Annotated in this window: 16 protein-coding genes; 9 read left to right on the forward strand and 7 right to left on the reverse strand. The window is 67.2% G+C overall.

The annotated features are described in order from the left end of the window. Positions 1 to 532 precede the first annotated feature (532 nt). From AAFU51_07670 to AAFU51_07695, 6 genes are all read left to right on the forward strand, one after another. Positions 533 to 1,339 carry a bacteriorhodopsin-like gene (locus tag AAFU51_07670; GenBank protein ID MEO1571133.1) on the forward strand — a complete coding sequence of 269 codons (807 nt, stop codon included), beginning with the start codon at positions 533 to 535 and terminating at the stop codon, positions 1,337 to 1,339. A 219-nt stretch (positions 1,340 to 1,558) separates the two neighbouring features. Beyond that, positions 1,559 to 1,768 (forward strand): hypothetical protein, encoded by a 210-nt coding sequence (locus AAFU51_07675; protein MEO1571134.1) that lies wholly within the window; start codon positions 1,559 to 1,561, stop codon positions 1,766 to 1,768. 20 nt (positions 1,769 to 1,788) lie between these two features. Beyond that, positions 1,789 to 2,613: a lycopene cyclase domain-containing protein gene (locus AAFU51_07680; GenBank protein MEO1571135.1), complete on the forward strand. Its 825-nt coding sequence runs from the start codon at positions 1,789 to 1,791 to the stop codon at positions 2,611 to 2,613. 49 nt (positions 2,614 to 2,662) lie between these two features. Next, positions 2,663 to 3,685, forward strand: coding sequence for a Brp/Blh family beta-carotene 15,15'-dioxygenase (locus AAFU51_07685; protein MEO1571136.1), 1,023 nt, complete (start codon positions 2,663 to 2,665; stop codon positions 3,683 to 3,685). A 51-nt stretch (positions 3,686 to 3,736) separates the two neighbouring features. Next, positions 3,737 to 5,023, forward strand: coding sequence for an exonuclease SbcCD subunit D (locus tag AAFU51_07690; protein MEO1571137.1), 1,287 nt, complete (start codon positions 3,737 to 3,739; stop codon positions 5,021 to 5,023). A 37-nt stretch (positions 5,024 to 5,060) separates the two neighbouring features. Next, positions 5,061 to 5,783 carry a TIGR04283 family arsenosugar biosynthesis glycosyltransferase gene (locus AAFU51_07695; GenBank protein MEO1571138.1) on the forward strand — a complete coding sequence of 241 codons (723 nt, stop codon included), beginning with the start codon at positions 5,061 to 5,063 and terminating at the stop codon, positions 5,781 to 5,783. 12 nt (positions 5,784 to 5,795) lie between these two features. On the opposite strand, the gene lipB is transcribed toward AAFU51_07695, so the two are convergent. From lipB to AAFU51_07715, 4 genes are all read right to left on the reverse strand, one after another. Next, positions 5,796 to 6,566: a lipoyl(octanoyl) transferase LipB gene (lipB, locus tag AAFU51_07700; GenBank protein ID MEO1571139.1), complete on the reverse strand. Its 771-nt coding sequence runs from the start codon at positions 6,564 to 6,566 to the stop codon at positions 5,796 to 5,798. Between the two features lie 192 nt (positions 6,567 to 6,758). Beyond that, a complete protein-coding gene (locus tag AAFU51_07705; protein MEO1571140.1) occupies positions 6,759 to 8,510 on the reverse strand; it encodes a DUF4397 domain-containing protein in 1,752 nt (583 codons plus the stop codon). 268 nt (positions 8,511 to 8,778) lie between these two features. After that, the gene (locus AAFU51_07710; GenBank protein MEO1571141.1) at positions 8,779 to 9,435 is read right to left on the reverse strand and encodes a CIA30 family protein; all 657 of its coding nucleotides are present in this window, start codon (positions 9,433 to 9,435) and stop codon (positions 8,779 to 8,781) included. A 217-nt stretch (positions 9,436 to 9,652) separates the two neighbouring features. After that, positions 9,653 to 9,922: a hypothetical protein gene (locus AAFU51_07715; GenBank protein ID MEO1571142.1), complete on the reverse strand. Its 270-nt coding sequence runs from the start codon at positions 9,920 to 9,922 to the stop codon at positions 9,653 to 9,655. A gap of 226 nt (positions 9,923 to 10,148) precedes the next feature. On the opposite strand from AAFU51_07715, the gene AAFU51_07720 reads away from it, so the two are divergent. Further along, positions 10,149 to 10,430 (forward strand): DUF4290 domain-containing protein, encoded by a 282-nt coding sequence (locus tag AAFU51_07720; protein ID MEO1571143.1) that lies wholly within the window; start codon positions 10,149 to 10,151, stop codon positions 10,428 to 10,430. Between the two features lie 460 nt (positions 10,431 to 10,890). Beyond that, on the forward strand, positions 10,891 to 12,327 hold the full coding sequence (locus tag AAFU51_07725; GenBank protein ID MEO1571144.1) for a DUF4038 domain-containing protein: 1,437 nt from the start codon (positions 10,891 to 10,893) through the stop codon (positions 12,325 to 12,327). A 91-nt stretch (positions 12,328 to 12,418) separates the two neighbouring features. Here AAFU51_07725 and ruvC read toward each other — a convergent pair whose 3' ends face one another. Both ruvC and AAFU51_07735 read right to left on the reverse strand, forming a co-directional pair. Beyond that, positions 12,419 to 12,955: a crossover junction endodeoxyribonuclease RuvC gene (gene ruvC / locus AAFU51_07730; protein ID MEO1571145.1), complete on the reverse strand. Its 537-nt coding sequence runs from the start codon at positions 12,953 to 12,955 to the stop codon at positions 12,419 to 12,421. A gap of 113 nt (positions 12,956 to 13,068) precedes the next feature. After that, a complete protein-coding gene (locus tag AAFU51_07735; protein MEO1571146.1) occupies positions 13,069 to 13,818 on the reverse strand; it encodes a YebC/PmpR family DNA-binding transcriptional regulator in 750 nt (249 codons plus the stop codon). A gap of 157 nt (positions 13,819 to 13,975) precedes the next feature. Here AAFU51_07735 and AAFU51_07740 point away from each other — a divergent pair, with 157 nt between their 5' ends. Beyond that, on the forward strand, positions 13,976 to 14,800 hold the full coding sequence (locus tag AAFU51_07740; GenBank protein ID MEO1571147.1) for an alpha/beta hydrolase: 825 nt from the start codon (positions 13,976 to 13,978) through the stop codon (positions 14,798 to 14,800). A 13-nt stretch (positions 14,801 to 14,813) separates the two neighbouring features. Here AAFU51_07740 and AAFU51_07745 read toward each other — a convergent pair whose 3' ends face one another. Beyond that, complete coding sequence (locus tag AAFU51_07745; GenBank protein MEO1571148.1) at positions 14,814 to 15,965, reverse strand: PLP-dependent aspartate aminotransferase family protein; 1,152 nt, start codon at positions 15,963 to 15,965, stop codon at positions 14,814 to 14,816. Positions 15,966 to 16,172: the final 207 nt, after the last annotated feature.

Genomic DNA, 16,172 nt, shown 5'->3' on the forward strand with positions numbered 1-16,172 from the left:
GCGCCCAGACAGGCACCACCTGCCGGGGGTGAGCCTGGGGAAGGCCGGACCACTTTTCCCTCTCTGGGCCCGTCGCCTGGAGCGTCTTGCCTTCCACCCGTCGCACCGCTGGTGCCTGAGGAACCGCTGGTGCTTGAGGAACGGTCTGCTGCTCCCACTGAGCACGGTCTGCTGCTCCCACTGGGCAGAGCACATTGGAGGCCGCGAGAAGAGAATTTTTGTGAAGGCTACGGCCGAAATCGACCAACGGACTCCGTATGGACGTTTTGACCGTTCATGCGGTTGTAGTCGGGTCAGAAAAATCGGCCGGTTGTTTGGAAATCCCGGCGTAACCCTCGTATTGTTTTTATGGCACGGTGCTGTACCAGCGTTCGCATTTCCTTGCTGGTTGCCCCACCACGCTGAGCGTGCCCTGCGCTCCCGGCACTTCCTCCTAGACGGCCCTTCTCTCTTACGACCGCCTACCGAGAGCCTGCTCGGAAGCGCTTTGTGCGCTGCTCATCACATCACCTCACACACAGGCAGGGTTCCCATGTTCGACCTACCTAGTTTGACCGCCGGGCAGTACAGCCTCGCGTTCAACATGTTTTCCTTCACGATCGCGTCCATGCTGGCGACGTTCGTGTTTCTCCTCGTGGCTCAGGGCCGTGTGGCTCCCAAGTACCGCATCTCGCTGATCGTCTCAGCGCTTGTGGTCGGGATCGCGGCCTACCACTACATCCGCATCCTCGGCAGCTGGCAGGGCGCCTACGCGCTCGACCAGGCTACCCAGATGTACAACGCGAGCGGCAAGCCGTTTAACGACGCCTACCGCTACGTGGACTGGCTCCTCACGGTGCCGCTTCTCGTGGTGGAGCTCGTGCTCGTGCTCGCGCTGCCGAAAGAGAAGAGCGGCTCGCTCATCACGCGCCTCTCCATTGCGGCCGTGTTCATGATTGGCCTGGGCTACCCAGGTGAGATCGCACCGGACGACGCCAATGGCACGCGTGCGCTCTGGGGCTTCCTCTCGTCGGTTCCGTTCGCCTACATCCTCTACGTCCTCTGGTCGGAGCTGGGCTCGGCGATGGATCGGCAGTCGGCCCGGGTCCAGAAGCTGTTCAGCAACATTCGCCTGCTCCTGCTGGCGACGTGGGGCTTCTACCCGATCGTCTACATGGCTCCGTTCCTCGGCATCTCTGGTGCTGGTGCGGAAATCGCCATCCAGGTTGGCTACAGCATCGCTGACGTGGCTGCCAAGGCAGGCTACGGCCTCATGATCTATGCCATCGCACGTGCCAAGTCTGACGACGAAGGCTACGTGGTCGGCGAAACCATGGTGGCACAGCGCGCTGCGGCGTAACTGCCTGTGGCGCCTCCAGGGCGCCGCTGTCACCGACACCGCGTGGGGAGGCTCGCCGCCAGAGCCTCCCCATGCGGCTGTCCTGTCTCCGCTGTCCCCCGTCTTGGGACACGGCCTATGCCAGGTCTCACCCACCTGCAGGGCGCTCACTCCCGCTCTGCTCCTCCGGACGAAACGATGTCGAATGTGCTCATGGCTAAATCGACCGAGCGGCCTCTCTTGACCACCTTGCTCCTCGCGCTCTGCATTGGCACCGCCGCGGGTGCAGCCTTTGGTGTGTTCTTCGGGGCATTCGCCTCGGTCTTCCACAACGGTCCCGAACTGTGGACCGGAATCCGCGAGTCGTGGGGCTTCTTTGCCTTCATCGGCGCAGCGATGGGCCTCGCCTATGGGTACGCGCGCCACGCGCGCCCAGGCACGCGCCCGTGACCTTCTAAGCCTCGCTCGCGATGACCTACCTCCAATTCCACTTTGCGTTCACGCTGCCAGCGATCCTCATGTTGAAGGTCGTGGGCCCCCGCGTCGCCGCTCGCGACGCGATGAAGGCAGGCGTGTCGCTCCTCACCATCACCACCATCGCCTTCGTCTACACGACCCCGTGGGACAACTACCTCGTGGAGACGCAGGTGTGGGGCTATGGTCCTGGTCGCGTGCTAGGCACGGTCGGCCACGTTCCCATTGAGGAATACCTCTTTTTCATTCTCCAGCCGCTCCTGACCGGCCTGTGGCTCTTCCGCCTGTTGTGGCGCGAGGCCCCCGGTACCGGCTGGACCACCGCGACCTTCCTCGAAGCCCCCTCGCGGGCTGCTCGCTGGGCAGGTGTCGCCCTCTGGCTCGCTGCTTCCGTGTGGGGCCTCTTCCTGCTCGCGGAGGATTCGACGCGCTACCTCGCGCTCATCCTTGTCTGGGCCGCCCCCGTGATTGCCTTCCAGTGGGCTTACGGCGGGCACCACCTCTGGCGTTTCCGCCGCCTCGCTGCGCTTGCCGTCGCCGTGCCGACCCTCTACCTCTGGGTAGCTGACTGGATCGCGTTGGCGCTAGGCATCTGGCATATCTCGGAGACATACACGACGGGGCTTGCCCTCTTCGGGCTGCCCATCGAAGAAGCGCTGTTCTTCCTTGTCACCAACATCCTCGTCGTGCAAGGTCTCCTGCTGATGCTGCACACCTGGAAGGTGCCATCGCTTCTGGACGCGAGGCCCGTCCACCGAAGCTCGACGCAGCGCATCGGCGACGCGGGCTCTGCCAGCCGCGCGGAGCCTTTGACGGCATGAGTGACGGAGGCGGTGGTAGGTTTCGGAAACCTGTTTCACCGCCTCTGACATGCCCCGTCTCCACCCTGCTGTCCTCGTCGGATGGGGCAGCGTTGCGCTACTGACAGCGCTGGTCCTCGTCGGCGTTGAGCCTGACGGCCTGTGGATTTACCTGCCCTTCTTGCTGAGCGTCGTCCTGCTCGGGCTACCACACGGGGCTGTAGACCACGTGGTGCTGCTGCGTCTCCGGGGTGCGCCGTTCCGGGCAGGACCGCTGCTGCGCGTGCTCACACCGTACCTCGCCATCGGCCTGGCGTACCTGGCGGTGTGGTTTGCGATGCCGGTCGTGGCATTCGTGTCGTTTATCGCACTGACGTGGGCACACTGGGGACAGGGCGACGTGCACAGCCTGCTCACCCTCACCGGCGGCGGGCATCTCGCGCATCGCTGGCAGCGCGTCTGGGCCCTCGTTGTGCGTGGGGCACTGCCGATGTTCGTACCACTCCTGGCGTTTCCTGAGGTCTACCTCGCGGTGGCCGACGCCGTCGCGGGCGTGATCGCGGAGGACACAGGCCTTCCGGCCATGCTGCCCCGGCCGGTCCTACTGGCAGGGGCGCTCGCCTACGGGTTGATCGTGCTTGGCTACCTTGCCGCCGGATTCCGAGCAGCAGGACGAACGCACCGGCAGGCCTGGGTGCTGGATGCTGCGGAAGTCGCGCTGCTGACTGCGTTCTTCGTGACGGTGCACCCGCTGCTGGCGGTCGGGGTCTACTTCTGCCTGTGGCACGCGCTCCGGCACGTCGTCCGACTTGCCGCGGTCACCACGGCGGCTCCGCAGGCGCCGCGGCACGGGTGGCTCGCCTCGGCGACGACGTTTGCGGTGCACGCCATCCCCACGACCGCGCTCGCCCTAGTCTTTCTCGCGGGCCTCTACTGGATCGTGCCCGAGCGCCCAACGACGGTGGACGAGTTCATCGGCCTCTACCTCGTGCTCATCGCCGCGCTGACGCTGCCGCACGTGTGGGTGGTCATCCGCATGGACGCCGCCGAGCAGGTCTGGACCCCCTCGGACGGTTCGACGACCTCCCACTAGACCGACCCCCCACGGCCGCCGCCGCGTGGGGCATCGCGCTATCTTGACGGCATGAAGCTCCTCCACTGCGCCGACATTCACCTCGGCTACGAAACCCACGGGCGCATCGACCCCGAGACGGGCCTCAACTCGCGCCTGCTCGACTTCGCGCGCTGCTTCGACGCCATGGTCGAGCGCGCCCTCGCCGAGGACATTGACCTGTTCCTCTTCTGCGGCGATGCCTACCGCACCGCCGACCCCACGCCGACGCAGCAGAAGCTCTTCGCCGAGTGCCTCAAGCCAATCTCGGACGCGGGCATCCCGATCGTGATGGTGATCGGCAACCACGACCACCCCGTGAGCCACGGCAAGGCCTCAGCGGTGGACATCTTCTCCTACCTCCAGGGCGACGTCACAATCGTCCGGCGTCCAACGACGTTCGCGGGCGACACGGTCATCGAGACGAAGTCGGGGCCGCTGCAGCTGGTCGCGCTACCGTGGCCGATCCGCTCGCTCATCCTGGCGAAGGACCAGTACCGCAAGAAGTCGCCGACCGAGATCCGCGAGCTGATCGAGGACGTCTACCTGCGCTACATCGGCGACGCGTGCAGCAAGCTCGACCCGACGCTCCCGGCGGTGCTCGCGGGCCACTTCAGCGTCCACGGCTCCGAACTGGGCGGCTCCGAGCGAGCGAGCCTCATCGCCCACGAGCCCAAGTTCTCCGTCGGCGACCTCGGCGACCTGCGCCTCGACTATGTGGCGCTCGGGCACATCCACAAGTACCAGGACCGCAACCTCGACGCGTCGTCCACGGGCGAGGGGCCTCCGGTCGTCTACTCGTCGTCCATCGAACGGATCTCGTTCAAGGAGGCCGACTCGGACAAGGGCTTCGTGCTCATCACCATCGAGCAGGACGAGGCGGGTCGCAACGGCAAGCGCACGACGTACGAGTTCGTAGACACGCCCGCGCGCCGCTTCGTCTCCGTCGACGCCAACTTCACAGACGCTGACAGCCCCGCTGGCACCCCAACTGCGCAGGCCGATCCGACGGCCTACCTGCTCGGCCGCATCAAGCTCGCCCACCTCGACGAGGCCGTGGTGCGGGTGCGCTACCGCATCGACGACGCGCAGGCTTCGCTGGTGGACCACACGCTGCTCCGCGAGGCCCTGGCCCCCGCCAACACCATCGCCGCCATCGAGCGGATCGTAGACCCGTCCACGCGCGAGCGGCGCACCACCGTCCGCCGCGATGCCTCGCTGAAGGACGCGCTCGAACAGTACATCGCCCAGCACGACACACTCACCAAGCTCAAAGACGATCTCGTGGAAGCCGCGCTGAAGCTGGAGCAAGAACTGTAGGACTTAAGATTGGACGATTTTGGATTTATGATTTGACATGACCAATCAAAGATCGAAAATCATCAATCAACCATCGCTATTCTCGATCATCATCCCTGCGTTGGACGAGGAAGCGACACTGCCTGCGACGCTGGCCAGCGTGGCCCAGCAGACCGGCCCCGTGGAGGTGATCGTAGCCGACGGGGGCTCGACGGACGACACGCGAGGGGTAGCGGAGGCGCACGGCGCGGCGGTAGTGCGGGCTCCCCGAGGCCGGGCCTCGCAGATGAACGCGGGCGCGGCGGCTGCCTCGGGCGCGGCGCTGCTCTTCCTTCACGCTGACACCGCGCTCCACCCGCGCGCCCTCGCGCTGGCCCGTGCGACCCTCGCGGACCCGGCCGTGGCCGGCGGCTGCTTCCGTACGACCTTCGACCGCGACAGTGTGTGGCTGCGCCTCTGGTCGTCCCGGACCGTGATGCAGTGGTGGCGCTTCGCCTTCGGCGACCGCGCCCCGTTCACGCGCCGCGCCACGTTCGACGCCATCGGCGGCATCCCGGCGCAGCCCATCTTCGAAGACCTCGACTTCGTGAAGGCGCTCCGGCGTCAGGGCCGCTTCGTCTTGCTGGACACCCCGGTACAAACGTCGGCGCGGCGCTTCGAACGCTATGGACACGTCGGACAGCAACTTCGCAACAGCGTGCTCTGGAGCGCGTGGTGCCTCGGCATCTCGCCCGAGCGCTGTGTGCGGTTCTATCCCGCGCAGCAGACCGAGCGAGAGTAGCAACCGTCGGTGCTACGCTGGTTCGAGCGGCGCAGCGAAGGCATGGAGCCAGGCGTGGGCGGCCTCGTCCTGATACTCGACGCGCGTGAGACCGAACCGATCAGCGAGACGAGGAAGCAGACGGTCCGCAGCCTCCGCGAGCGAGACAGGCTGCCCCGTCTCCTCGGCAAGCGACGTCACGCCGCGGTCGGCGATGCCGCACGGCACGATGTGATCGAACCAGCCGAGGTCGGTGGCCACGTTGAGCGCGAGGCCGTGCATGGTCACCCAGCGGCTGCACCGGATGCCCATCGCGCACACCTTGCGCTCGGGACCGCGACCGTCGGGGCCAATCCAGACGCCCGTGCGGCCGTCCACCCGCCCAGCGTCGAGGCCGTAGCTAGCACACGTCTCGATGATGGCCTCTTCGAGTTCGCGGAGGTAGCGGTGGATGTCCGAGCCACGCTTGCCGTCGGCGTAGGCGATGCGGTCGAGGTCGAGGATCGGGTAGGCGACGAGTTGGCCTGGCCCGTGGAACGTGATGTCGCCGCCGCGGTCGGTCGGGACGAACGTCGCCCCGACTTTGGCGAGGGCCGCTTCGGAGCGCAGGAGGTGCGCCGCGTCGCCGTTCTTGCCGAGCGTGTAGACCGGCGGGTGCTCGACCACCAGGACGACGTGCGGCAGGCCGTCCGCCTTGCCCGCCCGCTTTGCCGCAATGAGCCGCGCCTGCACGCGCCGCTGTAGGTCCCAGGCGTCGCGGTAGCCCACGCGGCCGAGGCGACAGACGACGAGGGAATCCGACATAGCAGCGGGAGCGCAAGGCTGAGGACAAGGGAGCCGTCTCGGTAGCCGTCAGACCGCGCGGCGTTCCCTTTGAGCCTTGGTGCAGACACGCCGTACCACAACGAGGGCCGAGGCAACCATGTGCCTCGGCCCTCGTCACTGAGTGAAAGCAGACTTACGGGTCTGCGCGCTCAGCAGTTTGCTTGATGTCGGTCACTTGACGACGGTCATCCGGCCCGTCTGCGTCTGCACGTCGGCGGCCATGCGGGCCTCGACCTGGTAGACGTAGGTCCCGGACGCCAGCGCCGACGCTTCGATCTCGACGCCCTGCGCGGCGCCAGCCATCACCGAGCGCTGCACCGCCATCACCTCGCGGCCGAGCACGTCGTAGACGCGCACGGTCACCTCGGCGTCGGCGGGCAGGCCGAAGCCGATGCGCGCGTTCGTGGCGAACGGGTTGGGGTAGGCACCGTCGAGCGTGAGCGCGGTCGGGAGCGCCTCGGCGCCCGCCGTGCCTGCGCGGACGCCTTCGGGCAGATCCGTGGCCGGGAGCAGCGCAGCGCGGCCGTTCGGCAGCACCGCAAGCAGGCCGAAGCCCGCGCCATCCTGGTCGTCGTCTGGCGAGAGGAAGCCCGAGGCGAGGATCGTGAAGGCGGCCCCACCAGCCCCGCTCAGGTCAGCCGCGAACGACGCGATCGGCGCACCGCCCGCCGGGGCGATGTCGATCGTGTAGGCGTCCGGCGCCACACCGACGTAGCCGGTGATGTCCTGGAACGTCACCGTGGCGAGCGTCGCCACGTCGCGGGCGATCACGTCGACGGTCGGCGCGTCCGGCGAGCCGTGCACGACGGCGAACTCGACGAGCGACGGGTCCGAGGCCATCATGCGGGACGGCGTGTTGATGAGCAGCGTGAAGGCCGTCGAGACCTCGTCCGGGTTCATCGAGAAGGCGTCCGGGTCGAGGACGCCCGCGGCGATCACCTGGTAGTTGACGCCCGCGTCGAGGACGAGCGGGAACGTGTCGAGCGCCTCTTCGACGCTCTCCGAGTTGCCCGGCGCAACCGCGACCTCGATGGCCGTCTCGGCGGGCAGCGGGAGGTACGGCGTGGCGCGGCGGAACGGGAGGTCGTCCACGGCCAGTTCACCGTCGAGGTAGATGTCGACCACTTCAGCCGCAGGGTCCGGGCTGTTGTGGATGATCTGCACCGGCGCGGTCGCTCCAGAAGCCGCCTGAAGCAACTCGGTGCGCCCCGTCGGCGTGACGGCGAGGAGGCCGAAGGCTGCCCCATCCTGGTCGTCTTCCGGCGTCAGGAAGCCCGAGGCGAGCACGATGCCTGCGCCGCCGCCCTGACCGTTGAACGGCGCTTTGAACGACGCCACCACGAAATCGACACCGGCTGGCTTGACGTCGATGATGTAGTCAGCTTCGGGGACCGTGATGAGGCCCGAGATGTCAGTGAAGGCCGCCGTGACGAGCGTCGTCACGCCGCGCGCCTCGATGTCGACCGTCGGCGCGTCAGGGGAACCGTGGTTGATCGAGAAGCCGACCGAGCCCTCCTCGACCGTCGTGGCGGCCTCAGCCTCCGCGAGCAGCGTGAAGGCCGTCGGGACCTCGTCCGGGTTCATCGAGAACGCGGTCGGGTCTAGGACCCCGGTGGCGATGAGGCGGTAGTTGACGCCCTCTTCGAGCATGAACGGGAAAGTGCCGAGCGTCTCCTCGGCGCTGGCCGAGGTGCCCGGCGCCACGTCGATCAGCAACTCGACGCCCGCAGGCAGGTCGAGGAACGGCGTGGCGGTACGGAAGACGAAGTCGTTGATGGCGAGGTCGCCGTTGATGTAGACGTCGACCACTTCGGCGCCGGGATCCGGGCTGTTGTGGATGACCTGAACCTGGGCAGTCTGCGCGAGCGCAAGACCGGGGATGAGCAGCGCGCACAGCGCCGCCAAGCGTAGAGAGATCCGCATGGGTAGGAGAGAGGAAAGAGAGGAGGTGCAAATGCGAAGGGGAGCGTGTCCCTTCGGGGCGCAGTAGGTTTCCCGCGTCATGCCAGGATCAGCTCGTGCCTTGCGTGTCCGATGGGACTGGCACGCTTGGTCCGGGCACGTCCCGCGCGAGGACGCCACTGCGCCGCTGTGCGTCACGGCGCATCAAGTCCTTTACCCTCGACGTTTCAACCCTACCTAGTCGACGCGGTTTTTTTCCTAATTGTCGCCCAGAACCTACGTCCCGGCCTCAGAAGAACAGCACGTCGTCCACCTCGAACGTCGTCGTGCCACCTCGGTTGGCGAAGAGGGCGAGGTGGACGAGGTCGGCCCCCGTCCATTCCAAGGGCTGGCCGTAGCCCTCCTGCCTGAACTGGCTGAAGGGAACGTCGAATCGGGTCCACTCGGCGGTAGTCAGCGTGACGTAGGCGTTGAAATGGTCGTGATCGTCCACGCGCGCCGAGCCGAGCTGGACGATGTAGGTCCCCGGCGTGCCCCGCAGCGCGAGGCGTACCCCTTCGAAGGCCCGCGCATCGAAGCCCGCGACGGAAGACGTGAGGCGCGCAACGGTGCCCGCCACATCGGTGGGGCCAGGCGCAGCGGGGCGCGTCGCCTCGACGGTGAGGTGGTACTGCGATGCCGCCTGCATGCCGCCGGGCTGCGCATACACCCGCGTCTCGGCCTGGCCATCGGCCAGTGCGTGCCACACAGCCTCGACCCGGGCACGGTCCTCAAAGTCCTCCACGTAGCCGCCGACTCCGTCCACGACGCTCACGCGGAGGCTCGGCGTTGCCACCTCCTCGGCCGCGTCTTCCGTCGGCACTCCAGCACCGTCCCCTACAGGCTGACACGCCACAAACGTGAGCACGAAGATCCAGGCGAAGAGCAAGAGACCAAGGCGGCGCATGAGTTCGGCGGGTGCGGTTGGGATCAATGACGTCTGTCGTCTATCCAAACAACACGCCAACGCGTGTCACCCTGGCCGGACGGAATGCAAGGGCCTGATCTTGTGCGTGCATACGCTCGTGGCGTACCAGCACGAGTCTGCCCCAACGCTGCCCGACCGGCTCGTCTCACTCTGCCGGGTGCGGCCTACCCACCGCGGGGCCACGTGACGATGGGCGCTAGATCCGCGCGAGGTGCTCGCTCGGAATCGGCTGCACGTAGGCCGGGTTGAGCGTTTCCTCGTGCACGCCGAAGAGGCCCGTTCCCCGGAAGTCGACCACGACGAAACCGTCTACCTCACCGACGACCTCGCCGACGCCGTAGAAGGGCGGCATGGGGCCGTAGTAGACGAGATCGCCCTTGTCCAGATGAGACGCCGCGCGCGCCGCGCGGTAGTACGGCAGCACTACGGGCAGTTCGTCGAGCCGGTAGGGGACTCGGTTGGGCATCTGCGCAGGCCGTAGGGCGGAGTCGAGGAACGGAGAAGTAAAACCAGCCGCAATCTACGGGCGAGGTGCACCTAGGTTCGGGGCTAGACACCCAAGGGCGAGTCGGGCAGAACCATCTCGTTTCTGAAATCGTTCAACTCGGCCTACTCAGGGAGAACCCTACACAGGGTCCTCGGTATAGGCGCAGGCACACCCGCCCTCCTCCTTCCCTCCTGCTCCTATTGCCATGGTCACCGACCGCAAGATTCTGGACCGCCAGGTTGGACGCAACGCTCAGCTCTTTGCCGAGTCGATTGCCACGCTCGGCTCGAAGGAAGAGCGCTTCCCCTACCTTCGCATCCTCGTGTCGCTCGTGGAGCAGGCCCACCCAGAGTGGAACCAGGCGCCGGAGAAAGACCGCCAGATCGCGCAGCTCGTTCACATGATGAGCAACAGAACATTGGACCGCGGCGAGGTTGCCGATGTGGTGCGGGTCCGCGACGAGGAACGCGGCATCTTCTACGAGTAGGGCTCCCACGAGTAGCTCCGCCCCCAAGCGCGCGGCCATGAGGACGGCCAGTGCTGTGCAGAGAACCCCGAGGCTGGCCTAGGGCGTGTGGACAATCGGTCTGATCGGCGCTCATGGCCTCCGTTCGGCCTCCGCTGCGTTCCACTCGTCCCCCGATCCTACAGGATCGCGCTCCTCGTGCGCCTTTCGGAGACGCAAACGGCGTCTCGTGAGCACCTGACCCGATCAATGTCCACACGCCCTAGCCGAAGTCTGTCGGCTTCGCAGTTTAGCCCTATGCAGCGACACGCTTCCGATACGCGAGCGCTGTCTATATGCTCTAAACGCATTCAGCGCAGAGGAATTGGTGCAGGGGCGCGACAGAATGGGGCGCCAATCCCTACCCTGGGAGCGCGGTGCGGTCCTTCTGCCGCCACCGTTGCTCTACCCACGGCGCCTCGCCCCTCTCTCGACCCCTCCCATGCTCCACCCGCGTCGCTCCTGGCGTATCCTCGCCGGGGCGTTCCTCCTTGCGCTCGTCGCCGCGCCCTGGCTAGCCGGCTGCGACTTCCTCCGCAGCTCCGACGACACCACCCCGCTGACGCCCACACCCGTCGGGCCCACCGACCTCCGCTATCCCCTGCAGCTCGTCGACGGGCGGTACCTCGCGGACGCTAGCGGGACGCCCGTCTTCCTCAGCGGCGACGCCGCCTGGTCGGCCATCGCCAACCTCACCCGTGAGGAAATGGTTCGCTACCTCGACGACCGCGAGGCACGCGGCGTCAACGCGGTCTACGTCAACCTCATCGAGGCGGCGTTCTCGAACCAGACGCCGCCGCATACCAACGTCTACGGCGACCCGCCCTTCAACTCGACGGTCGACGGCGTCGAGCTGGACTTCACCGATCCCAACGAGGCCTACTGGACGCTGGTCGATGACTTCCTCGCCTACGCCGAGGCGCGCGGCATCGTCGTTTTCGCCTTTCCCGCCTACGCTGGCTGGCAGCAGGGCAACGACGGCTGGGGCAGCGGCATCGACGCCAACGGGCCAGACAACCTACGCACCTATGGCACCTTTCTCGGTGCCCGCTACCGCACGCAGCCCAACATCGTGTGGGCCGCCGGTGGCGACTGGGGACCGACCGGCCCATTCGACCTCGTCGCCGAATACGACGCGCTCAAAGGTGGCATCCGGGACGCTGGCGCCTCGCAGCTTTGGACCGGACACGGCGGCCAAGAGAGCGGCCTCGACGTCTATGGCTACCTCGGCCTCGACATGAACACGACGTACCGCTACCCGCCGCAGGAAGTCCCGGAGGCCGTCATCAACGACTACTTCCGCGACGACCGCCTCCCGTTCGTCTTCTTCGAAGGCTACTACGAGGGCGAGTTCGACGTGACGCCGCGGGAGCTGCGCTACCAGGCCTACATCAGCATCCTCGGCGGCGCGTTCGGGCATTTCTATGGCAACAGCCCGATCTGGTTTTTCGGCGACGGCTGGGAGGACGCGCTCGACGCGCCCGGCGCCCGCTCGATGACGCACCTGGCGAGCCTCATGCGCTCGCGCCCCTTCGCGCGGCTGATACCCGACTATGAGTTCGAGCCGGAATCGGCGCTCCGCGGCGGGCGCGGCGACCTCGACATGGGCTATGCGGTGATCTCGGTTGCCAACGACGGCTCCTCGCTGGTCGCCTATGCCCCGGATGAGCGCGCCATCACGCTCGACTTGGGCGTCCTCGCCGACGACACCGCCCAGCTCTGGTGCTTCGACCCTGCCACCGGGGCCTCGACGGATCTCGGCACCGGGACCGGCACGCAGACCTTTGAAGCGTGCGCCTCGTCGGAGGACTACGTCATCGTGGCCGACGCGGCCAGCCGCGACTTTGCGGCACCAGGGACGTCACGGTTTACCGAGTAACGCTACCCTCTCGTCTGACTATGCGGCGGCTCGTCTGACTATGCGGCGGCAGGGCTTCGGTCTCGCCGCCGCGCTGCATTATCGGGGCTCGCTATTCGATAATGCGGTCCTGGTTGGCCTCGACGAAGCTCTTCCAGTTCTTGAACTTGCCCGTCGGGCCCTGGTGGACGCGGTGGCCGTGGCAGAGCGCGACAGCGAGCGCGTCGGAGGCGTCGAGGCCCCGCGACTCGGTGAGCGCGAGGAGGCTCTTCACCATGTACCACACCTGCTGTTTGGTCGCGTTGCCGTTGCCCGTGACCGACTTCTTGACTTCCTTCGGAGTGTACTGCGTGACCGGCAACTCGCGGTGCATCGCGGCGAGCATCACGGCCGCCTGCGCGCGCCCGAGCTTGAGCATCGACTGGGCGTTTTGCCCGTAGACGGGCATCTCGACGGCACACTCGTCTGGCAGCGTCGCCTCGATGACCTCGGTGAGGCGCGCGTAGATCACGCTGAGCCGCTGCGCGTGCGCCATCTTCGGCGAGAGGTCGATCGCGCCGTAGTCGAGGATGCGCTCCTTCTGCCCGACGATCTCCACGACGCCGTAGCCCGTATGCCGCGTGCCAGGGTCCACTCCTAAGACAATCATGGGCCGAGGACGATCATGTCTGTTTCGTGTTGCGTGTTGCGTATCGGCTGCCTTGAACACGCAGCACGAAATACGCAACACATCGTAAGGCTCACGGCTTCGTTCTACCCGGATCAGGCCAACGCTGCCATCGTCTCGTCGTCCATGTCGAGGGTCGAGTAGACGGCCTGGACGTCGTCGAGGTCTTCGAGGCGGTCGAGGAGCTTGAGCACCTTCGCGGCCTCGTCGGGCGCGAGCTTGGTCGTAGTCGAGGCGATCATCTGTAGGCCGGAGTCGTCGGTCGGGGCGAGGCCCTCGGCTTCGAGCGCGTCGCGGACGGCGGCGAACTCCTCGGGCGGCGTCGTGACCACGAACACGTCGTCCTCGCGGCGGAGGTCCTCCGCGCCCGCGTCGGCCACGAGCAGGAACAGGTCCTCCTCCTCGTTGCCCTCGGCGGGGACTTCGAGGATGCCTTTGCGGTCGAACTGGAACGCGACCGAGCCCGACGTGCCGAGGTTGCCACCGGCCTTGCTGAAGGCGTGGCGCACCTCCGAGACGGTGCGGTTGGTGTTGTCCGTGAGCGTCTCCACGTAGACGGCGATGCCATGCGGGCCGTAGCCCTCGTAGGTCATCTCCTCATAGTCAGCCCCGGCGATCTCGCCTGTGCCCCGCTTGATGGCGCGCTCGACGTTGTCCTTCGGCATGTTCTCCGCCTTCGCCTTGTCGATGGCGAGCGCGAGTTTCGGGTTCATGCCAGCGTCGCCGCCGCCCTCGCGGGCCGCGACCATGATGTCACGCGTGATGCGCGCCCAGGCCTTCGACTTCTTGGCGTCGGTGGCGGCCTTTTGCCGCTTGATCTTCGACCATTTGTTGTGACCAGCCATGCTGTGGAGCGAGAGGGTGAGGTGCAAGCAGTGAGGGCACCATGGCACGCGACCGCCGCGCGCGGGATCCGACTTTGCAAGGAGCGAACGTGTGCCGGTGTGAACGTATGGACGTAGCATGTCTCGTTTTTGAACTGTGACCTGCCACCCCCGACCCATGACCCTCGACCATGTTGGTGCCTCGATCTACGTGGCCGACCGCGGAGCGGGCGTCGCGCCGCCGGTGCTGCTGCTGCACGGCAACCCGGACTCGGCAGACCTATGGGACGGCATCCTGGACCACTTGGCCCCGCGACGCCGCTGCCTTGCGCCGGACCTTCCCGGCTTCGGACGCTCAGGCGTACCCGTTGACTTCGACCCGTCGCTCGCTGGGCTCGCCCGATTCGTGGACCAGTTGCTGGACGAGATTGGCCTCGACGGGCCGGTGGACCTCGTCGCGCACGACCTCGGCGGCCTCTTCGGACTCGCTTGGGCGATCACGCACCCGGAGCGCGTCCGGCGACTCGTGGTCGGCGGCTGTCCCTTCCACGGCGACTACCGCTGGCACGCCTGGGCGCGCCTCTGGCGGACCCCGCTTCTCGGCGAACTCAGCCTGCTCGGGATGAACCGCTGGCTCTTCCGCCGCGAGCTACGCCGAGGTGGACCGGGGCTGTCGGACGCACACATCGCGGCGAGCTACCGCCACGTCACGTCCGCTGCGAAACGGATGGTGCTGCGGCTCTATCGTGCCGCCGATCCCTCGGTCTACGCGGCGTGGGAGCCACGCCTGCTTGCGCTCACGGCGCAGGTGCCGACGCTGGTGCTCTGGGGCGCGCACGATCCCTACATCCCCGTTCGATACGCCGATCGCTTCGGTGCGACGCAGACCGCGTCGGGCCGCGTGCACGTCTTCCCCGACTGCGGTCACTGGTGGCCCGCCGAGCAAGCCGAGGCCAGCGCAGCGCTCATCGAGGCGTTCTTCGACGAAGAGAAGAACGGATAGCCGGACGCGCCGGTCACGGGTCCAGCACGCGGCTGAGGTCGGCGATGAGGTCATCGGGGTGCTCCAGACCGACAGAGACGCGAAGAAGTCCCGGCGGCGCGAGCGACGCAGGCCCCTCTACCGAGGCGCGGTGCTCAACGAGGCTCTCGGGCCCCCCGAGGCTCGTCGCCTGCGTGAACAGCTGCAACCCGTTCGCCACTGCGCGGGCTTTCGCTTCGCCGCCCCGCACCACGAACGAGAGCATGCCCCCGAAGTCGTCCATCTGCTTCGCCGCAGTCGCGTGTCCAGGGTCGTTGGGAAGTCCGGGATAGTGCACGCGCTCCACCGACGGGTGCACATCCAGAAAATGCGCGAGGGCGAGGGCGTTCTCGACATGGGCGCGCATCCGCACGGCGAGCGTCCGCAGCCCGCGCGCCACGAGCCAGCAGTCGAGCGGAGCCGGGACGACCCCTGCCACGCGCTGCACCGTCTGCAACCGCTCGACGGTGTCGGTTTGGCCGCGCACGACCACCGCGCCACCCGTCACGTCGGAGTGCCCGGCGAGGTACTTCGTGGTCGCGTGCACCACCAGGTCGGCGCCGAGCGCGAGCGGGCGCTGGAGGAGCGGCGTCGCCCAGGTGTTGTCGCAGGCCACGAGCGCACCGCCGCCGTGCGCCACCGTCGCCACCTTTTCGATGTCGGTGATGTCGAGCAGCGGGTTCGACGGCGTTTCGATCCAGACGAGCTTGGTGGCAGGCGTCATCGCCGACGCGACCTCATGCGGGGCGGTCATGTCAGCAAACGACACAGCGACGCCCCACCGCGCGAAGTGATCGCGCAGGAGCAGCGCCACGTTGTAGTACGCATCCCGCGGCGCGACGACGTGGTCGCCGGGCGCGAGCGTCTGGAGCACCGCGAAGATGGCCGCCATGCCCGACGGGAAGGCGACGCACGCGATCTCGTCGTCTAGGTCGCCGCCTTCGAGGTCAGCCAGCGCAGCTTCGAGCGTAGCCCGGTTGGGGTTCGCTGAGCGGCTGTACTGGTAGCCTGCCGGGTAGCTGCCGTCGGGCGCGCGCTCAAACGTCGTCGCGAGATGGATGGGCGGGACGACGGCGCGCGTCTCGGGATCGACAGCCAGGCCAGCGTGCGCGGCGCGCGTGGCCGGATGAAGCGGGTCGATAGACATAGCGGCGGGAGGCGGATGAAGGTGGCCAACCTACCAGTCCCGGCTCCTATTGCGCCACCTCCATGCACGACAGACTCCATGCACGACAGAGCTACTGCGACAGCGTCACCGTGCGCGTCGCCACACCCCCCGCCGACTGCACACGCACCAGGTACACCCCGCTCGCCAGACCAGCCGCGGCCCACCGCAGCGTCTGCGTACCGGCTG

It is taken from the genome of Bacteroidota bacterium (assembly GCA_039821555.1).
GTDB lineage: Bacteria > Bacteroidota > Rhodothermia > Rhodothermales > Rubricoccaceae > JBCBEX01.